This is a genomic window from Marinobacter denitrificans, from assembly GCF_008795955.1.
Lineage (GTDB): Bacteria > Pseudomonadota > Gammaproteobacteria > Pseudomonadales > Oleiphilaceae > Marinobacter > Marinobacter denitrificans.
Genome location: NZ_VMHN01000006.1, coordinates 122693 through 138737, shown reverse-complemented (window position 1 = coordinate 138737; position 16045 = coordinate 122693). Strand labels below are relative to the sequence as shown.

General features: G+C 59.4%; 11 protein-coding genes. 4 read left to right on the top strand and 7 right to left on the bottom strand.

Annotated features, from left to right (window positions below; all coding sequences use genetic code 11):
* Window positions 1-160 precede the first annotated feature (160 nt).
* Both ubiD and FO268_RS16470 read left to right on the top strand, forming a co-directional pair.
* Window positions 161-1648 carry a 4-hydroxy-3-polyprenylbenzoate decarboxylase gene (gene ubiD / locus FO268_RS16475; RefSeq protein WP_150994349.1) on the top strand — a complete coding sequence of 496 codons (1488 nt, stop codon included), beginning with the start codon at window positions 161-163 and terminating at the stop codon, window positions 1646-1648.
* Window position 1649: 1 nt separating this feature from the next.
* The gene (locus FO268_RS16470) at window positions 1650-2654 is read left to right on the top strand and encodes a 2Fe-2S iron-sulfur cluster-binding protein (protein WP_150994408.1); all 1005 of its coding nucleotides are present in this window, start codon (window positions 1650-1652) and stop codon (window positions 2652-2654) included.
* 223 nt (window positions 2655-2877) lie between these two features.
* Here FO268_RS16470 and FO268_RS16465 read toward each other — a convergent pair whose 3' ends face one another.
* The 6 genes from FO268_RS16465 to FO268_RS16440 form a co-directional block, all read right to left on the bottom strand.
* Window positions 2878-4116 carry a heme biosynthesis HemY N-terminal domain-containing protein gene (locus FO268_RS16465; RefSeq protein ID WP_150994348.1) on the bottom strand — a complete coding sequence of 413 codons (1239 nt, stop codon included), beginning with the start codon at window positions 4114-4116 and terminating at the stop codon, window positions 2878-2880.
* Window positions 4113-5297 (bottom strand): uroporphyrinogen-III C-methyltransferase, encoded by a 1185-nt coding sequence (locus FO268_RS16460; RefSeq protein ID WP_150994347.1) that lies wholly within the window; start codon window positions 5295-5297, stop codon window positions 4113-4115. The genes FO268_RS16465 and FO268_RS16460 overlap by 4 nt, the downstream gene beginning before the upstream one ends.
* A gap of 2 nt (window positions 5298-5299) precedes the next feature.
* Complete coding sequence (locus tag FO268_RS16455; protein WP_150994346.1) at window positions 5300-6112, bottom strand: uroporphyrinogen-III synthase; 813 nt, start codon at window positions 6110-6112, stop codon at window positions 5300-5302.
* Complete coding sequence (hemC, locus tag FO268_RS16450; RefSeq protein WP_150994345.1) at window positions 6093-7034, bottom strand: hydroxymethylbilane synthase; 942 nt, start codon at window positions 7032-7034, stop codon at window positions 6093-6095. The genes FO268_RS16455 and hemC overlap by 20 nt, the downstream gene beginning before the upstream one ends.
* 96 nt (window positions 7035-7130) lie before the next feature.
* A complete protein-coding gene (locus FO268_RS16445) occupies window positions 7131-7886 on the bottom strand; it encodes a LytR/AlgR family response regulator transcription factor (protein WP_150994344.1) in 756 nt (251 codons plus the stop codon).
* Window positions 7887-7892: 6 nt separating this feature from the next.
* Window positions 7893-8987, bottom strand: coding sequence for a sensor histidine kinase (locus tag FO268_RS16440; RefSeq protein WP_150994343.1), 1095 nt, complete (start codon window positions 8985-8987; stop codon window positions 7893-7895).
* Window positions 8988-9119: 132 nt separating this feature from the next.
* On the opposite strand from FO268_RS16440, the gene argH reads away from it, so the two are divergent.
* Window positions 9120-10511 carry an argininosuccinate lyase gene (gene argH / locus FO268_RS16435; RefSeq protein ID WP_150994342.1) on the top strand — a complete coding sequence of 464 codons (1392 nt, stop codon included), beginning with the start codon at window positions 9120-9122 and terminating at the stop codon, window positions 10509-10511.
* 8 nt (window positions 10512-10519) lie between these two features.
* On the opposite strand, the gene FO268_RS16430 is transcribed toward argH, so the two are convergent.
* Window positions 10520-12964 carry an EAL domain-containing protein gene (locus FO268_RS16430; RefSeq protein WP_150994341.1) on the bottom strand — a complete coding sequence of 815 codons (2445 nt, stop codon included), beginning with the start codon at window positions 12962-12964 and terminating at the stop codon, window positions 10520-10522.
* Window positions 12965-13112: 148 nt separating this feature from the next.
* On the opposite strand from FO268_RS16430, the gene FO268_RS16425 reads away from it, so the two are divergent.
* Window positions 13113-15965 carry a class I adenylate cyclase gene (locus tag FO268_RS16425; protein ID WP_150994340.1) on the top strand — a complete coding sequence of 951 codons (2853 nt, stop codon included), beginning with the start codon at window positions 13113-13115 and terminating at the stop codon, window positions 15963-15965.
* Window positions 15966-16045 lie beyond the last annotated feature (80 nt).

The following is a 16045-nucleotide window of genomic DNA, read 5'->3' as shown; positions in this document are numbered from 1 at the left end:
TAACGCCGGGGATCGTCTCCCCGGCGTTACCGATCCAGATCATTGCGCGCGCTGAGCACACGTAATAATCCCTCGCCCTGTTCCCGCACCCAGCCCGACACCAGAGCCAAACCAAAACCACAGAATTCGCGTACAATGCCGGAATCAACCGGAGCAGCCGATGAAATACAACGACCTGAGAGACTTCATAGGCCAGCTTGAGAAGCTGGGCGAACTGAAACGGATTTCAGTGGAAGTGGACCCCCATCTGGAGATGACCGAGATCTGCGACCGCACGCTGCGGGCAGGTGGCCCTGCGTTGTTGTTCGAGAATCCCAAAGGTTATGACATGCCCGTGCTGGCCAATCTGTTTGGCACGCCAAAACGTGTGGCCATGGGTATGGGGCAGGATGATGTGACCGCACTGCGGGAAATCGGCAAGCTGCTGGCCTTTCTGAAAGAACCCGATCCCCCCAAAGGGTTTAAAGACGCCATCGAAAAATTGCCCCTTTTCCGGCAGGTGATGCGGATGAGTCCCAAGGTGCTTCGTTCCGCGCCCTGTCAGGATGTGGTCATCGAGAGGGATCAGGTCAACCTGTACCAGATACCGGTTCAGCACTGTTGGCCTGGTGATGCGGGGCCATTGGTGACCTGGCCGCTGGTGATTACCCGGGGGCCGAACAAAGAGCGCCAGAACCTGGGTATTTATCGGCAGCAGGTCATCGGGCGGAACCGGCTGATCATGCGCTGGCTCAGTCATCGGGGTGGGGCGCTGGACTTTCAGGAGTTTCAGAAGGCCAATCCTGGTAAACCCTACCCGGTGGCTGTGGCTCTGGGCGCTGACCCGGCGACCATCCTTGGTGCGGTAACACCGGTACCTGACAGCCTTTCCGAGTATGCCTTTGCCGGCCTGCTGCGGGGGGCTCGCACCGAACTGGTGCAATGTGGTCTCAGTGACCTTCAGGTGCCGGCCAGTGCCGAGATTGTACTGGAAGGCTTTATCTATCCGGACGATATGGCACCAGAAGGCCCGTTCGGAGATCACACCGGTTATTACAACGAAGTGGACCAGTTTCCGGTGTTCACCGTGGAACGGGTTACCCACCGCAAGAACCCGATTTACCACAGCACCTACACCGGCCGGCCGCCCGATGAGCCGGCTATTCTCGGGGTGGCACTGAACGAAGTGTTTATCCCCATTCTGCAGAAGCAGTTCCCCGAGATTGTGGACTTCTATCTGCCACCGGAGGGGTGCTCCTACCGTCTTGCAGTGGTGACCATGAAGAAACAGTACCCCGGCCATGCCAAGCGGGTGATGATGGGTGTATGGTCTTTCCTGCGCCAGTTCATGTACACCAAATTCGTGATTGTTACAGACGACGATGTGAATGCGCGGGACTGGAAGGACGTGATCTGGGCCATGACCACCCGTATGGACCCGGCACGGGATACGCTGCTGGTGGAAAATACTCCCATCGACTACCTGGACTTCGCCTCGCCGGTGTCCGGGCTGGGGTCGAAGATGGGTATGGATGCCACCAGTAAGTGGCCGGGTGAGACTGATCGGGAGTGGGGCACACCCATTACCATGTCTGACGATGTGAAAAAGCGGGTCGATGACATCTGGGACTCCCTGGGGATTGAAGTTTCGCCCGACCGCCCCGACTGATATGGCCAGTGAAACGCTTCGTATTAGCCTCTTGCCGGCTGCATTGTCATTTGGTGCAGCCGCCGATGAGACGCTGCTGGCGGCAGCCGGGAGGGCCGGTGTGGCAGTTCCTGCCGCTTGTCGCAATGGGGTGTGCGAACTTTGCGAGGCACGCCTGGTCAATGGCCAGGCTCTGAATACCCGTAATCAACAAACAATTCCGGTCACCGGGCGCCTGATGATGTGCCGCACCCTTGCGCTCAGTGACCTTGAGCTGGAGATAGACGCCGTTATGGCAGCCGGAGAAAATCAGCCCCGCAAGTTCCTGGCAAAGGTGGTGGACGTCCGTCCCATCAACCACGATGTGTACTGTGTGGAACTTCAACTGCCCCGTCGCCGGGAACTGTCATTTCACGCGGGCCAATACCTGTCGGTGAACCTGCCGGATACTGATCCCTGCTATTTCTCCATTGCCAGCAGTCCGTCTGAAGAGTTGATCGAGCTGCATATCCAGGCCACCCCGGAATGGGTTTCTGCCCAGAAAGTCATCGACGCGCTTACTTCCGGGGGGGAAGTCACCGTTGAGCTGCCACACGGTCGCGCCTGCCTCGCCTCGGCTCCGGAAAAGCCTTTGTTACTGGTCGCGGCCGGAACCGGTTTTGCCCAGGTAAAAAGCCTGGTGGATTATCTGCGGGAAACCTCCTACGACAAGCCGGTAAAGTTTTACTGGGGCGTTCGCCGCCACGAAGATATGTATCTGCGCTCTCTCGCCCAGCGATGGCAGGAAGAGTGGCCACCGTTTACGTTCCTGCCCGTGGTAGGGGATGACGAGGATAATGAGTGGAGCGGCCACCACGACCAGCTGGTACGCACGGTGCTGGCTTCAGGTATGGACTGGACCAACGTGGAAGTCCACGCCAGCGGGTCGCCGACAATGGTTTATACCTTGATGGACGCGTTGGTAGAGGCCGGGTTGCCGCAGCAGGCGTTTTTCTCTGATGTGCTGGAGTATGCGCCTCGGGATTAGCCGGGTGCGTGCCTGATACCAGGTAGCCTGCGGGTAGGGTGACTGGCCCCGAGGTGGGGTACCTTTTCTTATGGGAAAAGAACTCGCTTCGCTCAGACACCTTTTCCCGCCAGAAAAGGTACCCCACCCCGTGCCCGATCTGACACCGTCGTTATCGGGTTTCGCAATGAACCCACGTAGGTCGGATTAGCGCAGCGTAATCCGACAATCCAGATTAAATCAATCAAGCCTTCGGCATCGGCAAATCCGGCAACCCACTGTCTTTAACCAACCCCTGCATCAACAGCTTCACACTGTTCTCGCCCTCGCCCATATGGGCGTTCAGGCGACTCAGTTCGGCCATGGTTTCACGGCTGCGCCGTAGTCTCAGACTGGTCTCGAAGTACTCCCGGGCCTTGCCCCAGAGCTCATTGCGCAGGCTCAGGCGTCCCAGCGCAAGCAACAGTTCCGCATTATTGGGGCGGTCCTTCAACCACTGCTCGGCTACCAGTAACTGCTCGTCCGGCTTCAGGCCCTTCACCCGGCCATACAGGTTGATCAGATCGTCACCCCAGTGATTGCGCAACACCTTCCGCAACAGAGTTTCGGCCTGGGCTTCATCGCCCAGCTCCGCCAGCAGGCGGGCGTATTCGCGTATGGTGTGTTCGTCGCGGCGCAGGAAGCCAGGCAGTTCATCCCACAATCGGGTCAGCGGCTCCAGTGAGGCAGAAGGCTCGCCTGAGTGGCGACGGCATTCCTCGGCAGCGCGTTGCAGCAGGTTGTGCCACACCAGTCGCTCCAGGTCGCCCAGTTCTTCGCTCTCCATCAGGTTGCGCTTGCGGATTTCCGGCAATAGTCGGGAAAGCTCGCGCCAGTCTTCCAGGCGCACATAGGTGTTCTTCAGCAGTTTGAGTACGAACGGATGATGAGGGGCCTGCTTGCGAAGCCTCAGCAGTGTAGCCAGGGCCTGCTCCAACCGGTTACCGGCCAGTTGCAGCTGGGCCTGGGTGATGCCCACGGCCATGTCGGACCCCGGGGTACTTTCATAAGCTTTGCGCAAAAGTTCGTCAACCGCTTCGTGATCGCCGGATTCAAACGAAGCCTGCGCCGCGGCCAGATAATTGATCAGTGGGGTGTCGGCGTGCTCGGCTGAAGAGGTGAGTAGTTTGCGCGCCCGAGGCCAGTTACCTTCCGCAAGGGCCAGCAGCCCCTGGGTGGTGCGGCGGCGGGCCCGGCGTTCGTTACTGCGGGCAAGCCAGCCGGCCACCATGCCGGTGCCATGGCGCAGGCGACGGAACAGGCCAATGACCATCACGAAGCCCACAACCAACACCACCAATAATGCCAGACCAATCCAGAAGTTGGTTTCAATCAGGTAGTTGCCCAGGCTGACGCGGATATAACCAAGGTCATACTGGAGCCCCATGGCGAGGGCAGTGCCCAGCAACAGGGCAATGAGAATGATCAGCAGGATGCGGATCATGAGGCATCTCCCTGCTCGCCGTTGTTATCGGTTTCCTGGGTGTTTCCCTCGCCGCTCTCTGTACGCTCTTCGTTCTCTTCACTCTCTTCGCTCGCTTTACCACCATTGTTATCCAGCCGTCCTGCCAGGCGGGATTTAAGCAGTTCCAAAGAGCGGCTGATATCTGGTAGTTCCGGGTCCACATTCTTGTCAGACAGTTCGTCCAGGGTGCGGGAGAGGGCAATAATGCGGGTGTTGCTGCTGTCGTACCAATCGGTGATCGCGTTGCTCGCCTTGGTCAGCGCCCGTGAGTAAAGCTCCTGGTGGCCACGCAGCACCGCCATTTCGGCCTCTTCCAGCATCAACTGGAGGTTGAGCCGGGCATAGGCGCTCTGTTCCGGGGACAGCAGTGGTTTGACGGGTTCGTCGAGCCTACGGACAACCACTACCTGTGAGAGGGTATCTTTTACCTTCTCCCATCCCTCGGCCACCAGCCCCGGAACGGAATCTGTATTCGCGGCCGTATCGTCGTTACTGACGGGCACGAAACCGGGTGCGCGGTCATTCACCAGAGCATCGTCAGTAAGCTGATGGATGCTGTCGATGGCGGCTTCCAGCTTCAGGTAGAGGCCGGTGCGGTCGACGTCGGCCAGCCCCTTGAGGGCGAGAATCTCTTTTGCCACTTGCTGGCGTACAGGGTAGACCCCGATATCGTCGGACTCTGCCAGAACCTCGTCAGCCGATTCCAGAGCAGCCAGTGCGCCACGGATGTCCTTTTCAATCATCAGGCGCTGGTTGCCCACCCGAAGAAGATATTCTGCTTCTGCCAGCAGCCAGTCGGTGCGGGTACGGTTTCCGGCCTCCAGCAGTTCGCGGGCATTATGGTCAATCTGGCGTTGTTGGGTGGCAATCAGTTCACGCTGTTCCGACAGCTTTCCTTCCAGGGATTGCAGGCGCTGGCTCTGCTCGCTGCCACTCTGCCCGTACATGCGTTCCAGTTGCTCAGTGTCGCTTTCAAGACTGGTGATCGTCTGTTGCAGGGACTGGTTGTTATTCCACTGCTGCCAGCTCCACAGCGCCAGGGCTATTGCCAGGGCAAGGGTAAGCAGAGTGAGGATCCAGAGAGGCCACAGCCGTTGCCGTGTTTGCTGAGACTTTGCAATCGGGGCGGGCAGTTGTGCTTTTGATTCTGTCACAGGCATCCTTACTTGGTGTTTCCGGAGCCACCGTCCAGGCTGGCAAGTTGTTCGGCAACTGCAGCCACAATTGTGCTATCGGCAAGGCTTCCTGGTATGCACGTTCGCCGCAGGCCGGCCTGACGTGCTTGTTCGGCAATCCGCTCGACGGGGACAACCAGCAAAATATCCTCAAGATTATGGCCGGTATTTTCACTTAGTGCGATGAGATTGTTCAATGTTTCTCCTGACAGTGTGACGATGACCTCGGGGGAAAAGTCGTTCAGCATCGCTTTCAGTGTGGCTTTATCATAGTCGGGACAGTAGCGGCGATAAAGTGGCAACGCCGTGACCCGTGCGCCGCGTTTTTCCAGAGTTTGCGGAATCAGTTCGCGGCCTTCTTCCCCCCGAACCAGCAGAACCTTTTCATGGTCCAGCCTGGCCAGCTCTGGCAACTGTAGCAAATCTTCGCTGGTATGGCCGGTTTCCGGCTGGTGTGTGTTCAGGCCATGGCCGGCAAGTACCGCAGCGGTGCCTGCTCCGACCCCGTACCAGTGAATGCCAGCGGGCGTCTGCGGCCACCAGGTATCGAGCCATTCCAGCAGCAGGCTCGCGGCGTAGGGGCTGACCGCGATAACGTGGCTAAACTCATCCAGGTTCAGGATAAGCGTGCGGGTAGCGGGGTCTTCAGGAAGCGGTTCCCGGCTGATCAGTGGTAGTACCCGGGCGTCGGCGCCAGCCTCCCGGAAGCTGGCGGCAAGGCGGTCGGCTTCGGGTTGTGGCCGGCAGATCAGGATCCGCCGGCTTTCAAGGGGCCTGGAGTCAGGTAGGGGTGTGGCCATAGATGTCAGCCAGTACCTTGTCTGCCCCCAGCGCCAGCAGGTCTTCGGCCAGCTCGCGGCCGAGGCGCTCGCCTTCGCTTCGGGGCGCCCGGCCTTCGACCCGGAATACCTTGGTGCCGTCCACAGCGCCCACCAGGCCTCGCAGCCAGAGAGTGTCCTCGTCTTCCAGCAGGGCGTAGGCCGCAATGGGCACCTGGCAGCCCCCCTGGAGGCGGCGGTTCAATGCCCGTTCTGCCTTGACCCGATCGGACGTGTCGCGATGATCCAGCGGGGCCAGCATGCTGATCAGCTCGGCATCGTCCAGCCGACACTCGATACCCAGTGCGCCCTGACCCACGGCGGGCAGTGATACGCTGTCGGGCAGGCAGTAGCGGATACGGTCATGGAAACCCAGGCGCTTGAGCCCTGAACTGGCAAGTACGATGGCGTTGTAGTCGCCAGCATCCAGCTTTGCCAGGCGGGTATTGACGTTGCCGCGCAGGGTGCGGATTTCCAGGTCCGGGCGATAGGCGCGAAGCTGGGCCTCCCGGCGGAGACTGGCCGTACCTACCACGGCACCGTGGGGCAGGGCGTCCACGTTTTCGAAGTCGTTGCTGACAAAAGCATCGGTGGGATCCTCGCGCTCACAGATAGCGACCAGCCCGAGCCCTTCCGGAAACTCCATGGGTACATCCTTCATGGAGTGCACCGCCAGGTCAGCCTTGCCTGCCAGCATGGCCTCTTCGAGCTCCTTGACGAACAGGCCCTTGCCGCCGATTTTGGCCAGCGGTACGTCCAGGATTTTGTCGCCCTGGGTTTTGATCTTGATTAGCTCAACCTCGATGTTGTCGTTGAGCCGTTCCAGTTCGGACTTGATGAATTCTGCCTGCCACAGCGCCAGAGCGCTGCTGCGGGTTGCAATACGAAGGGTTCGTTTGGACATGTTGCTCGTTGCCGGATCTGAAAATGGTACACCAAGGGTACCCTTTGTGGGGCCATTTGTGGAGCCAAACGTCGTGCGCCGGCATTGGCGAAAAGGCTACCCGGGGCGATGTTCCTTAAGCCACTGCCGCACGGACGCGGTATGCCTCCGGCTTACCGGCAGCCGGCCGTGATTGTCCGCCAGGTCGATTACGTTCTGACCATCGCCATTTCTCAGCAGGGCCTGGACAAATCGCACGCCCACCAGGGTGTGACGGTGAATCCTCAGCAGATGCTGTGGATAGGTGCTTTCCAGTTCCTTCAGTGTGTAATCGGTGACTGTCTCGCCACGGACATGATGGATGGTGACGTATTTCTGGTCGGCTTCGCAGTAGAGGATTCCCCGGACATCCACCAGTTCGGTGCCGCGATGGGTGCGAATGGCGAGCTGTTCGGCGCTGTCGGTATCCCTTTCAGCCAGTGCCTGGAGTTGTACCCGGTTAACCCTGCCGGCGCGCTTCAGGGCCTCCGCCAGCGCTTCCCGGCGCACCGGCTTGAGGAGATAGGCCACCGCATGCACATCGAACGCCTGTATGGCGTAGTGGTCATAGGCGGTACAGAAGATGATGGCCGGTGGTGCCTCCAGGGTGGCTATTCGCTCCGCGGCCTCCATACCATCCATGCCGGGCATGCGGATGTCCAGCAGCAGGATATCGGGCGCCTGCTGCGCGATTTTTGCCAGCACCTCTTCGCCGTCACCGGCCTCGCCGCAAACGGTATACCCTGGCAGCGCTTCCACCAGCCGGCGGATCCGCTCCCTTGCCAGGGGCTCGTCATCGGCAATCAGTACGCTATGGCTGTACGCATCGGCCATACGTGGTTACTCACTCCTTATTGCGGGTTTGCCGTTGCCACTCGCCTTCTGCCAGGGCAGTCGGAGAGTGACGGTATATATATCATTCTGGTGGCTGTGTTTCAGTACCGCAGGTTCGCCGAACAGCGCGTGCAGGCGGGACTGGATATTGGCCAGTGCCATACGGTTGCCGTCATGTCCGGCCTGGTCGGGTGCGGGGCGCGGGTTCTGCACCATCAGATAGACCGATGGCCCTTTGCGGTAGGCCTCAACCTTTACGGTTCCGCCATTCGGGCGGGGCTGGATGCCGTGATAGATGGCGTTCTCTACCAGCGGCTGCAGGGTCAGCGGGGGAATGGCCTGTTGATCCAGGCCACTCTCAATATTCCAGTCGATTGCCAGCCGATCCTCCAGACGTAACTTTTCGATGGCCAGGTAACGTCGGCACAGATCAAGTTCGTCAGCCAGCGGGATCAGACGGTCGCCGTTGCGAAGGCTGGCGCGGAACAGTTCGGAAAGATCCAGCACGGCATCTTCGGCCCTCTCCGGATTGATCGTTATCAGGCTGGCGATGGTATTCATGCTGTTGAACAGAAAGTGCGGGTGAATACGCGCCTGCAGTGCCGTCAGGCGTGCCTGCATTTCCGCTTCCCGCTGCTGTTGCCACTGAGACTGCAGATAGAAATAGCGCAGCACCATCAACGTGATCAGCATCGCCAGTAACAGTTTCTTGGCCACGCCCTGCCAGGCTGCCACGCCAGGGCGGGGATGCAGCACGCTGTCGGCAAAGAGACTGAAGGCCAGTACATCCAGTAACACGATGGCAACAATGACGGCAGTGGCGCGGGGAACCGTCAGGCCCGAAAGCCAGCGCCGCAACAGGCAGATCAGGGCAGCGCTGGTGAGAACAGTCCATTGCACGAAAAGCGAGAGCAGGCCGAAATAGTTCCAGTCAATCCAGCGGCTCTCGGCCTGAACGATGGAAAGCACCAGAACCAGCAGTTCGCTGGTCACTACCAACATGAAAACGGCACGTACCCGACACAGGTCCGGCACATAGAAGTCTGTGTTGCTGACTTGGGTCTCCCTGACCGGGCTCTCCCTGTTTTGTCTCGCTGCCATCGGTGCTTTCCTGAATCCCTTTTCCTTGATCAGAGAAGGGCAACTGTGTGCTGCAGAATGCTATAATCCCGCGACATTCCATTTACCCATTCCCGCAGAATGATGCCGGGCTGTCAGCAGGAAAGATAGACCATGACGGATCAGAGCAAGAGCGCCGAGAAACCCTGGGGCGGTCGTTTTACCGAACCTACCGATGCATTCGTTGAACGTTTTACCGCCTCCGTAGGCTTTGACCAGCGCCTGTACCACCACGATATTACCGGTTCCATTGCCCATGCCACCATGCTTGCGGAAGTAGGCGTGCTGACCGTGGAAGAGCGTGACACCATCATTGAAGGCCTGAAAGCCGTCAAGGCCGATATTGAGGCCGGCACTTTCGAGTGGTCCGTCAGCCTCGAAGATGTGCACATGAACATTGAGGCGCGCCTGACTGACCGCATCGGTATCACTGGCAAGAAACTGCATACCGGCCGCAGCCGCAACGACCAGGTGGCCACGGATATCCGCCTGTACCTGCGTGACGAAATCGATGTCATAGCGGAAGAGCTCAAGCGTCTGCAGGCCGGTTTGCTGGATCTGGCCGAGCGTGAGGCGGAGACGATCATGCCGGGTTTCACCCATCTGCAGACTGCCCAGCCGGTCACCTTTGGGCATCACCTGCTGGCCTGGTATGAAATGCTGGTGCGCGATGCCGAGCGCCTGCAGGACTGTCGTAAACGAGTGAATGTGATGCCGTTGGGTGCCGCGGCGCTGGCGGGCACCACGTACCCCATTGATCGCAGCATCACCGCAAGATTGCTGGGATTTGACCGGCCCAGTGAGAACTCCCTGGACTCGGTCAGCGACCGGGACTTCGCCATCGAATTCTGCAGTTTTGCTGCGCTGTTGATGACGCATCTGTCCAGGTTCAGCGAAGAGTTGGTGCTGTGGACCTCCGCCCAGTTTGATTTTATCGACCTGCCGGACCGCTTCTGCACAGGCTCGTCCATCATGCCCCAGAAGAAGAACCCGGACGTGCCGGAACTGGTGCGTGGCAAGACCGGACGGGTAAACGGTCATCTCATCAGTCTGCTGACGCTGATGAAGAGCCAGCCGCTGGCCTACAACAAGGACAACCAGGAGGACAAGGAACCCCTGTTCGACACCGTGGATACCGTCAAGGGTTGCCTCAAGGCCTATGCCGATATGATCCCGGCCATCGAAGCGCGGGCCGACAACATGCGGGTGGCGGCCAAGCGGGGCTTTTCGACCGCGACCGATCTAGCGGACTATCTGGTCAAGAAGGGCGTGGCCTTCCGCGATGCGCACGAGATTGTGGGCAAGGCGGTCGGCTTTGGTGTGGCCGAGGGGCGTGACCTGTCTGAAATGACCACCGACGAGCTGAAGCGTTTTTCCGATGTGATCGGCGAAGATGTGTTCGACGTGCTGACACTGGAAGGTTCCGTGCAGGCCAGGGATCACCTGGGTGGCACCGCGCCTAACCAGGTCCGCGCCGCTGTCGCACGGGCACGCAAGGGGCTCTGACCGGCGGGTCAGCCGCCGATCTTTCCTGTCGTCAGGGTGACTTCTGCCGGTGTCAGTTCCTCCAGAGGACGGGGCCGGTAGAGGCGGAAGCCCTGGCCATAATGGATTCCCAGGGTACGAACCTTGCGCAAGGTGTCGTCGTTCTCGATGAAAGTGGCCACGGTCATTTTACCCGACGCTGCCGCGATCTTGTGCAGGGCTTCCACCATCACCTGTTGTACCGGGTCATCGTGCAGGTGCTGCATGATCTTGTGGTCAAGCTTGATGATGTCCACCGGCAGCTTCGCCGCCAGACTGTAACTTTCTACCGAGGCCCCCGCGCCATCCAGTGCCACACGGCAACCTATGCGGTGCAACGTATCGCACAGCACAGCCACATCATCCGGATACTGGGTGGCATGGGCTTCGCGGATTTCCAGGCAGAAACATTCCGGCGCATAGGGTGAGTCCCTGAGCGCCGCTTCCATGAAGTCAGCAAAGGTGTCATCGAGCACGCTGGCGAGGGAAAGGTTGAAGCCGCAGTACTTCAGGCGTGGTTCCAGCAGGCGATGTTGTTCCAGCCAGGCCAGGGTCTGGCGGATAACCTGGCGGTCGAGGCGTTTGGCAAGGTCGAACCGCTCGGCGACCGGCAGAAAGGCATCCGGTGTCAGCAGTGGACTATCGGGAGTCTCTCCGGGAATCCGGGTAAGGATTTCGATGTGGTCCCCCCAGGTGACACTGGCCACGGGACGCAGTGACTGGAACTCAAGCCGGACCTGCTCGTTATCGAGGGCCTGTCGGAGCTGCTCCAGCACGACACTGGTGGTGCCTTCATCCATCGCCTGCGCCATCGCCTGGGAGGCGTGGATACGGTTGCGGCCGGAGGTTTTTGCGGTATGACAAAGGTCAGCGGCCTGGGTCAGCAGTTGTTCCGGGTTGGTAGGAGCATCGTCATCAAGGAACAGCAGGCCACCACTGGCTGTGGTTTGCAGCTGCTTGCCCTGCCAGTCGAAGACAAAGCCACCAATCAGCTCAAGGATACTGTCGGCAATCTTGCGGGCGCGGGCCTCAGGGCAGTTCTCGATCAGCAGTGCGAAGGTGTCGCCTGCCAGTCTTGCCAGTGCATCCCGTTGCCTGACCTTGACGCCGAGGTTGCCGGCCAGCTCACGCAGATAGCGGTCGCAGGTGCCGCTGCCAGCAATTTCGTTGAAGTGATCAAAGCCGTCCAGGTCGAGATACAGCAGGCTGTTGCCGCCATCGCGCCGGGCTTTCTGTTCCAGGGTACGTTGCAGGCGGGCGAGAAACGCCTTGCGGTTCATCAGGCCCGTTACCGGGTCGTGCTGGAAGCGGTATTCGCTGCTGGAAGAATTCTGCAACCGGTCACTGATATCGCGGGCAACGTGCACGGCACCCAATACGTCGCCCAGGTCGTTGGTCAGCCGCTGATAATGGATCTCATAGAGTGGCAGTTCCCGATGTTGCTGGGCCATGGGCATTTCAACGACAAAGCTGTCGCGCTCGAAAGCCCGTGTCCATAGGCGTTCTATCAGTCGCCGTTCATTGGGATAGTCCTGCAACAGGGTGTTGATGTTATCGCCCTGTTTCGGGACCTGGCCAAATGTCAGTTCGAACTGGCGGCTGAAAGCCTGATTGAAGTGCAGGAGATTCAGTGCCCGGTCCACGGCCACTATCAGGTCGCTGGTGGCATTGGTGGTGGCACCGAGTAGGTGCTCGGCCTGCCTGCGGGCCAGGTTCTGATGCTGTTCCCGGGACTGGTCAACGAGGGTTCCCCCGAGGCGCTGAACCCGTTCGCCGGTTTTCAGTGCGCGACCGGTCAACTTTACCTGGCGGGTATGCTGCCTGGCGGTAAGCAGGTCGAGGGTGAGGGAGAAGGGCTGGCCACTGCGGATGCATCTGCGGATTCGGGCGCGAATTCGGCCCTGGCTGGACTGGCAATAGAACAGGGCCTGCTCAGGAGTAATCTCGCTGCCGGGCCGCAGTTCCAGCAGCTGGTACATGCCGTCGGTCCAGGTCATTTCATTGCTGTTGATGTCCAGTTCCCACAGGCCAAGGTGGGCCGAGGTTTCCATCAGCCGTATCAGACGGTGGTCCACCGGGGAGTGGTCTCGCTGGCTGATGCAGGCGCTGGCAGCCTGATCCGAATCACGGATATCCATTCTCAGGCTGAGGCCGGCGGTGAAGAAGAAACCTTCCTTGTGACGAAAGGTGATCAGTATCGATTCGCCGTTTTCAATGCGATGGCGGTGGGCCGGGGCGAACGGATCGTCCTGGCGGGCAGCGAGTATGCACTGTACCTTCCGCCCTTCCAGTTCGCTGGCGTCGTAACCCAGCACAGACTCGGCGTGGTGATCGGCAAAGACGATGACGCCTTCGTCGTCAATGCGGATCAGGGTTCGGCGTTCTATGCCCGGAGGCGCGTCTGAGCGATCCCGACGGATAAAGAATTCTTTCACGACACAATAACCTCAGCCAGTTTTGCCGCAGGATGGTATTAGAAGTGTTATAAAAAGTAGTCCCGCTTTTATTTTTTTACCGGTTTTGCCACGATGCGTTCATCATACTGATAATGATATCGGAAAGAACCTCTCCCGCGGAGTCACCTTGACCAATCACGCCGCTCCCATTGCCCTGGATTTTGACGAGGGTATCGACAGAAAAACGCTGCGACGGTTGCGGGACCGGTTCATGGCTGTCAATCAGCATCGCTGGGAGCGCGCCCGTTCAGCTCTGACCTATCGCCAGCAAGTAGCTCTGGAAGTACTGCCGCTGGTGTTTCACCTCAACCATCCTGCGCTTCCAGGCTACCTCGACAGCGACTGCCCCTATGGGTTGAGCCATTACCAGCCCACGGAGCCGACGTTGAATGCCGCCAGGCGGCTTGCGCGGACTTTCTCGCTAAAGGACGAAGGGCGACGGAAGCCGGACCTGGAGGCTCTGTTCCTGATGGGCAGCCCCGGTACGCTTGGGCATTCGGTGGCAAGTGACCTGGATATCTGGTTGTGTCATCGCCCGGACCTGCCCGAGCGCGGGGTGCGTTGTCTCGAGCGTAAGGCAGAGAGCCTTGCGGCCTGGGCGTCAACGCTGGGGGTGGAACTGCATGTGTTTGTTTTCTCTGCCGCAGACTGGCGGGCCGGGCGCCAACGCGCCGAGGTCACTGGCGAAAACTGCGGCAGTGCGCAGCATTATCTTCTGCTCGACGAGTTCTATCGCACCAGCATACACCTGGGTGGCTGCTACCCGTTGTGGTGGCTGGTGCCGGTGGATGATGAAAACCGTTATGACGAATGTGCCCGGCAACTGATTGACTGCCGTTTTATTCGTGGTGATGAGTACATTGATTTCGGCCCGGCGGTGGCGATACCGCCGGAAGAGTTCCTTGGTGCCGGTGTCTGGCAGTTGTACAAGGGTATTGATGCGCCCTGGAAGTCCATTCTCAAATTGCTGCTGATTGAGTGTTATGCCCGGGGAGAGGGCGAGCCCCTTCTGTCACTGGTATTCAAGGCTGCGGTCTATGCCGGCGAAACCGACCCGGACCGGCTCGATCCCTACGTGTTGCTTTATGAGCGCCTGGAGCACTGGCTGCTGGAGGAAGATGCCCCTGACCGCCTGGCGCTGGTGCGGCAGAGCCTTTATCTGAAAGCTGGCCTGCCGCTGACCCGATCTGCGCAACTGGTTGCCGGCTGGCGGACCAGTCTGCTCCAGGCGCTGGTCAATGCCTGGGGATGGACGGCTGCGGAGATCGGGAATCTTGATAACCGGATCCGCTGGCGAGCAGAGGACGTGGTGATCCTGCGAAGGGCAGTGGTCGCGGAGCTTACCCACAGCTATCGCCTGTTGTCGCGGCTGGCCCGGGATCATGGCACTCGTGCTGCCATCAGCAGTAACGATATGAACCTGTTGGGACGAAAGCTCTATGCGGCCTTTCAGCGCAAGGCCGGCAAAATTGAACAGATTAATCCCGGGCTGGCCCCCTCTCTGGCGGAAGAGAATCTGGCTTTCCACCACCAGTCGGAACAGGGCGGCGCGGCAGGTTACGACGGCTGGCTGTTATACCGCGATCTTGAAGACCCTTCCGATGCGTTCTGGCAACCGGTGATCCGACGTTCCGGAAATCTGACCGAGCTGATGGTGTGGTGCTACTGTAATGGCCTTTTAAGCCGCTCAACCCGGCTGAACGTGCGGGCCGGCACCAGTACGGCTTCGGTGGCGGAGTTACGCGAAATGCTGGATGCCTTGAGTTCGTTTCTGCCGTTTCCTGTAGCGCCGGCTGGCCGGGAGGCCCTGTCCAGGGGGGTGCATTCGCTGCGGAACCTGCTTTTCGTGAATGTGGGGCTGGACCCGCAGGCTCACCTGACCGAACGGGGGCTGCACAAGCTCAGTGCCCGGCACGACTCCCTGGGGTTCAGCGGTGGCCGCGAAAACCTGGTGAGTACCATTGACCAGGTTACCTTCAATAGTTGGCATGAGGTCAGTCTGCAGCATTATGCGGCCGGTGACACCCTGATCCAGTGCCTGAAAAATGTTCTGGCCTCGGTGGCGGGAGCTCCGGACCGATTACCGGAGATCATGGTTCACAGCCACAACAAAGGCCACGGTGCCACCATCGCCCGCCGGGTGAAAGAGCTTTTTACCGATGTCATGCGCCATTTTTTTGCAGGTGGCACAGGCCCACATCCGCTTCGCTATGTGATCGAGATGGACCGGCGGTTTTTTGTATTGCGATTCAATGGGGCGGAGCCGGGGTTTGTTGCACTGGATAGTGCGGAGGCGCTGATGACCTATCTGGCCAAGCCCCAGGAATCCTATGTTCCGGTTGTTTTTGACCGTCATGCCCTGCTGGATGACCTGCCGTTACGAACGGTCTGCCATGCCAGTGAGCCCGGCAATATCCAGGTGTTTTACCGTGTCAGTGGTGACAAGGCCCGGGTCTGGATCGTGGATGAGCTGGGGTCGGTGTTCTCCTGGGGGCAGGGGTATGTCAATCGGCGCTATCTGCTCGTGCCGTTGCTGCGATTTCTGGAGAACCTGACAGAGCGAAGGCAGTTAAGGCAACTCGATACCGTGGCGGACATCGGTGGAACCCGATGCTATGAGATGGTGCTTCGGGACGGTCACTGGAATGCCGAGCGACGTCCTGATGCCGACAGCAATGTACCTTTGCCAGGGCTTGAGGTGCAGGCTATCGGAATCCAGGAAGGCGATTCCCGCGTTCGTTTTGACATTTTCTGCGGGGACCAGGAATTCACCGTGCAGGAGTACGGCAATCAGCTGATTCCGGCGGTGGCCCATTATATCCGGTCTTTGCGCCATAGCCCGGAACGGTATCCCGTGTACCTGACCGACATTCACCTGCCTCACGACCTCGACCCTCAGGTCTATCAGCAGGATATCCAGACGATTCAATATCTGTATTACCGCTCAGAACTGGAAAATGCCCTGAATCAGCACCTCTAGCGCCCCCAATCAGTACCTGTGGAATCTCGCCGGGCACGGCCCCTCTCAGGTATACTTCGCCCATACAGAAACAGGGGCAG

What these genes read in the sequence shown, in the direction of transcription:
- ubiD (WP_150994349.1), top strand. Translation starts at nt 161, where the DNA reads ATGAAATACAACGACCTGAGAGACTTCATAGGCCAGCTTGAGAAGCTG.
- FO268_RS16470 (WP_150994408.1), top strand. Translation starts at nt 1,650, where the DNA reads ATGGCCAGTGAAACGCTTCGTATTAGCCTCTTGCCGGCTGCATTGTCA.
- FO268_RS16465 (WP_150994348.1), bottom strand. Translation starts at nt 4,116, where the DNA reads ATGATCCGCATCCTGCTGATCATTCTCATTGCCCTGTTGCTGGGCACT.
- FO268_RS16460 (WP_150994347.1), bottom strand. Translation starts at nt 5,297, where the DNA reads ATGCCTGTGACAGAATCAAAAGCACAACTGCCCGCCCCGATTGCAAAG.
- FO268_RS16455 (WP_150994346.1), bottom strand. Translation starts at nt 6,112, where the DNA reads ATGGCCACACCCCTACCTGACTCCAGGCCCCTTGAAAGCCGGCGGATC.
- hemC (WP_150994345.1), bottom strand. Translation starts at nt 7,034, where the DNA reads ATGTCCAAACGAACCCTTCGTATTGCAACCCGCAGCAGCGCTCTGGCG.
- FO268_RS16445 (WP_150994344.1), bottom strand. Translation starts at nt 7,886, where the DNA reads ATGGCCGATGCGTACAGCCATAGCGTACTGATTGCCGATGACGAGCCC.
- FO268_RS16440 (WP_150994343.1), bottom strand. Translation starts at nt 8,987, where the DNA reads ATGGCAGCGAGACAAAACAGGGAGAGCCCGGTCAGGGAGACCCAAGTC.
- argH (WP_150994342.1), top strand. Translation starts at nt 9,120, where the DNA reads ATGACGGATCAGAGCAAGAGCGCCGAGAAACCCTGGGGCGGTCGTTTT.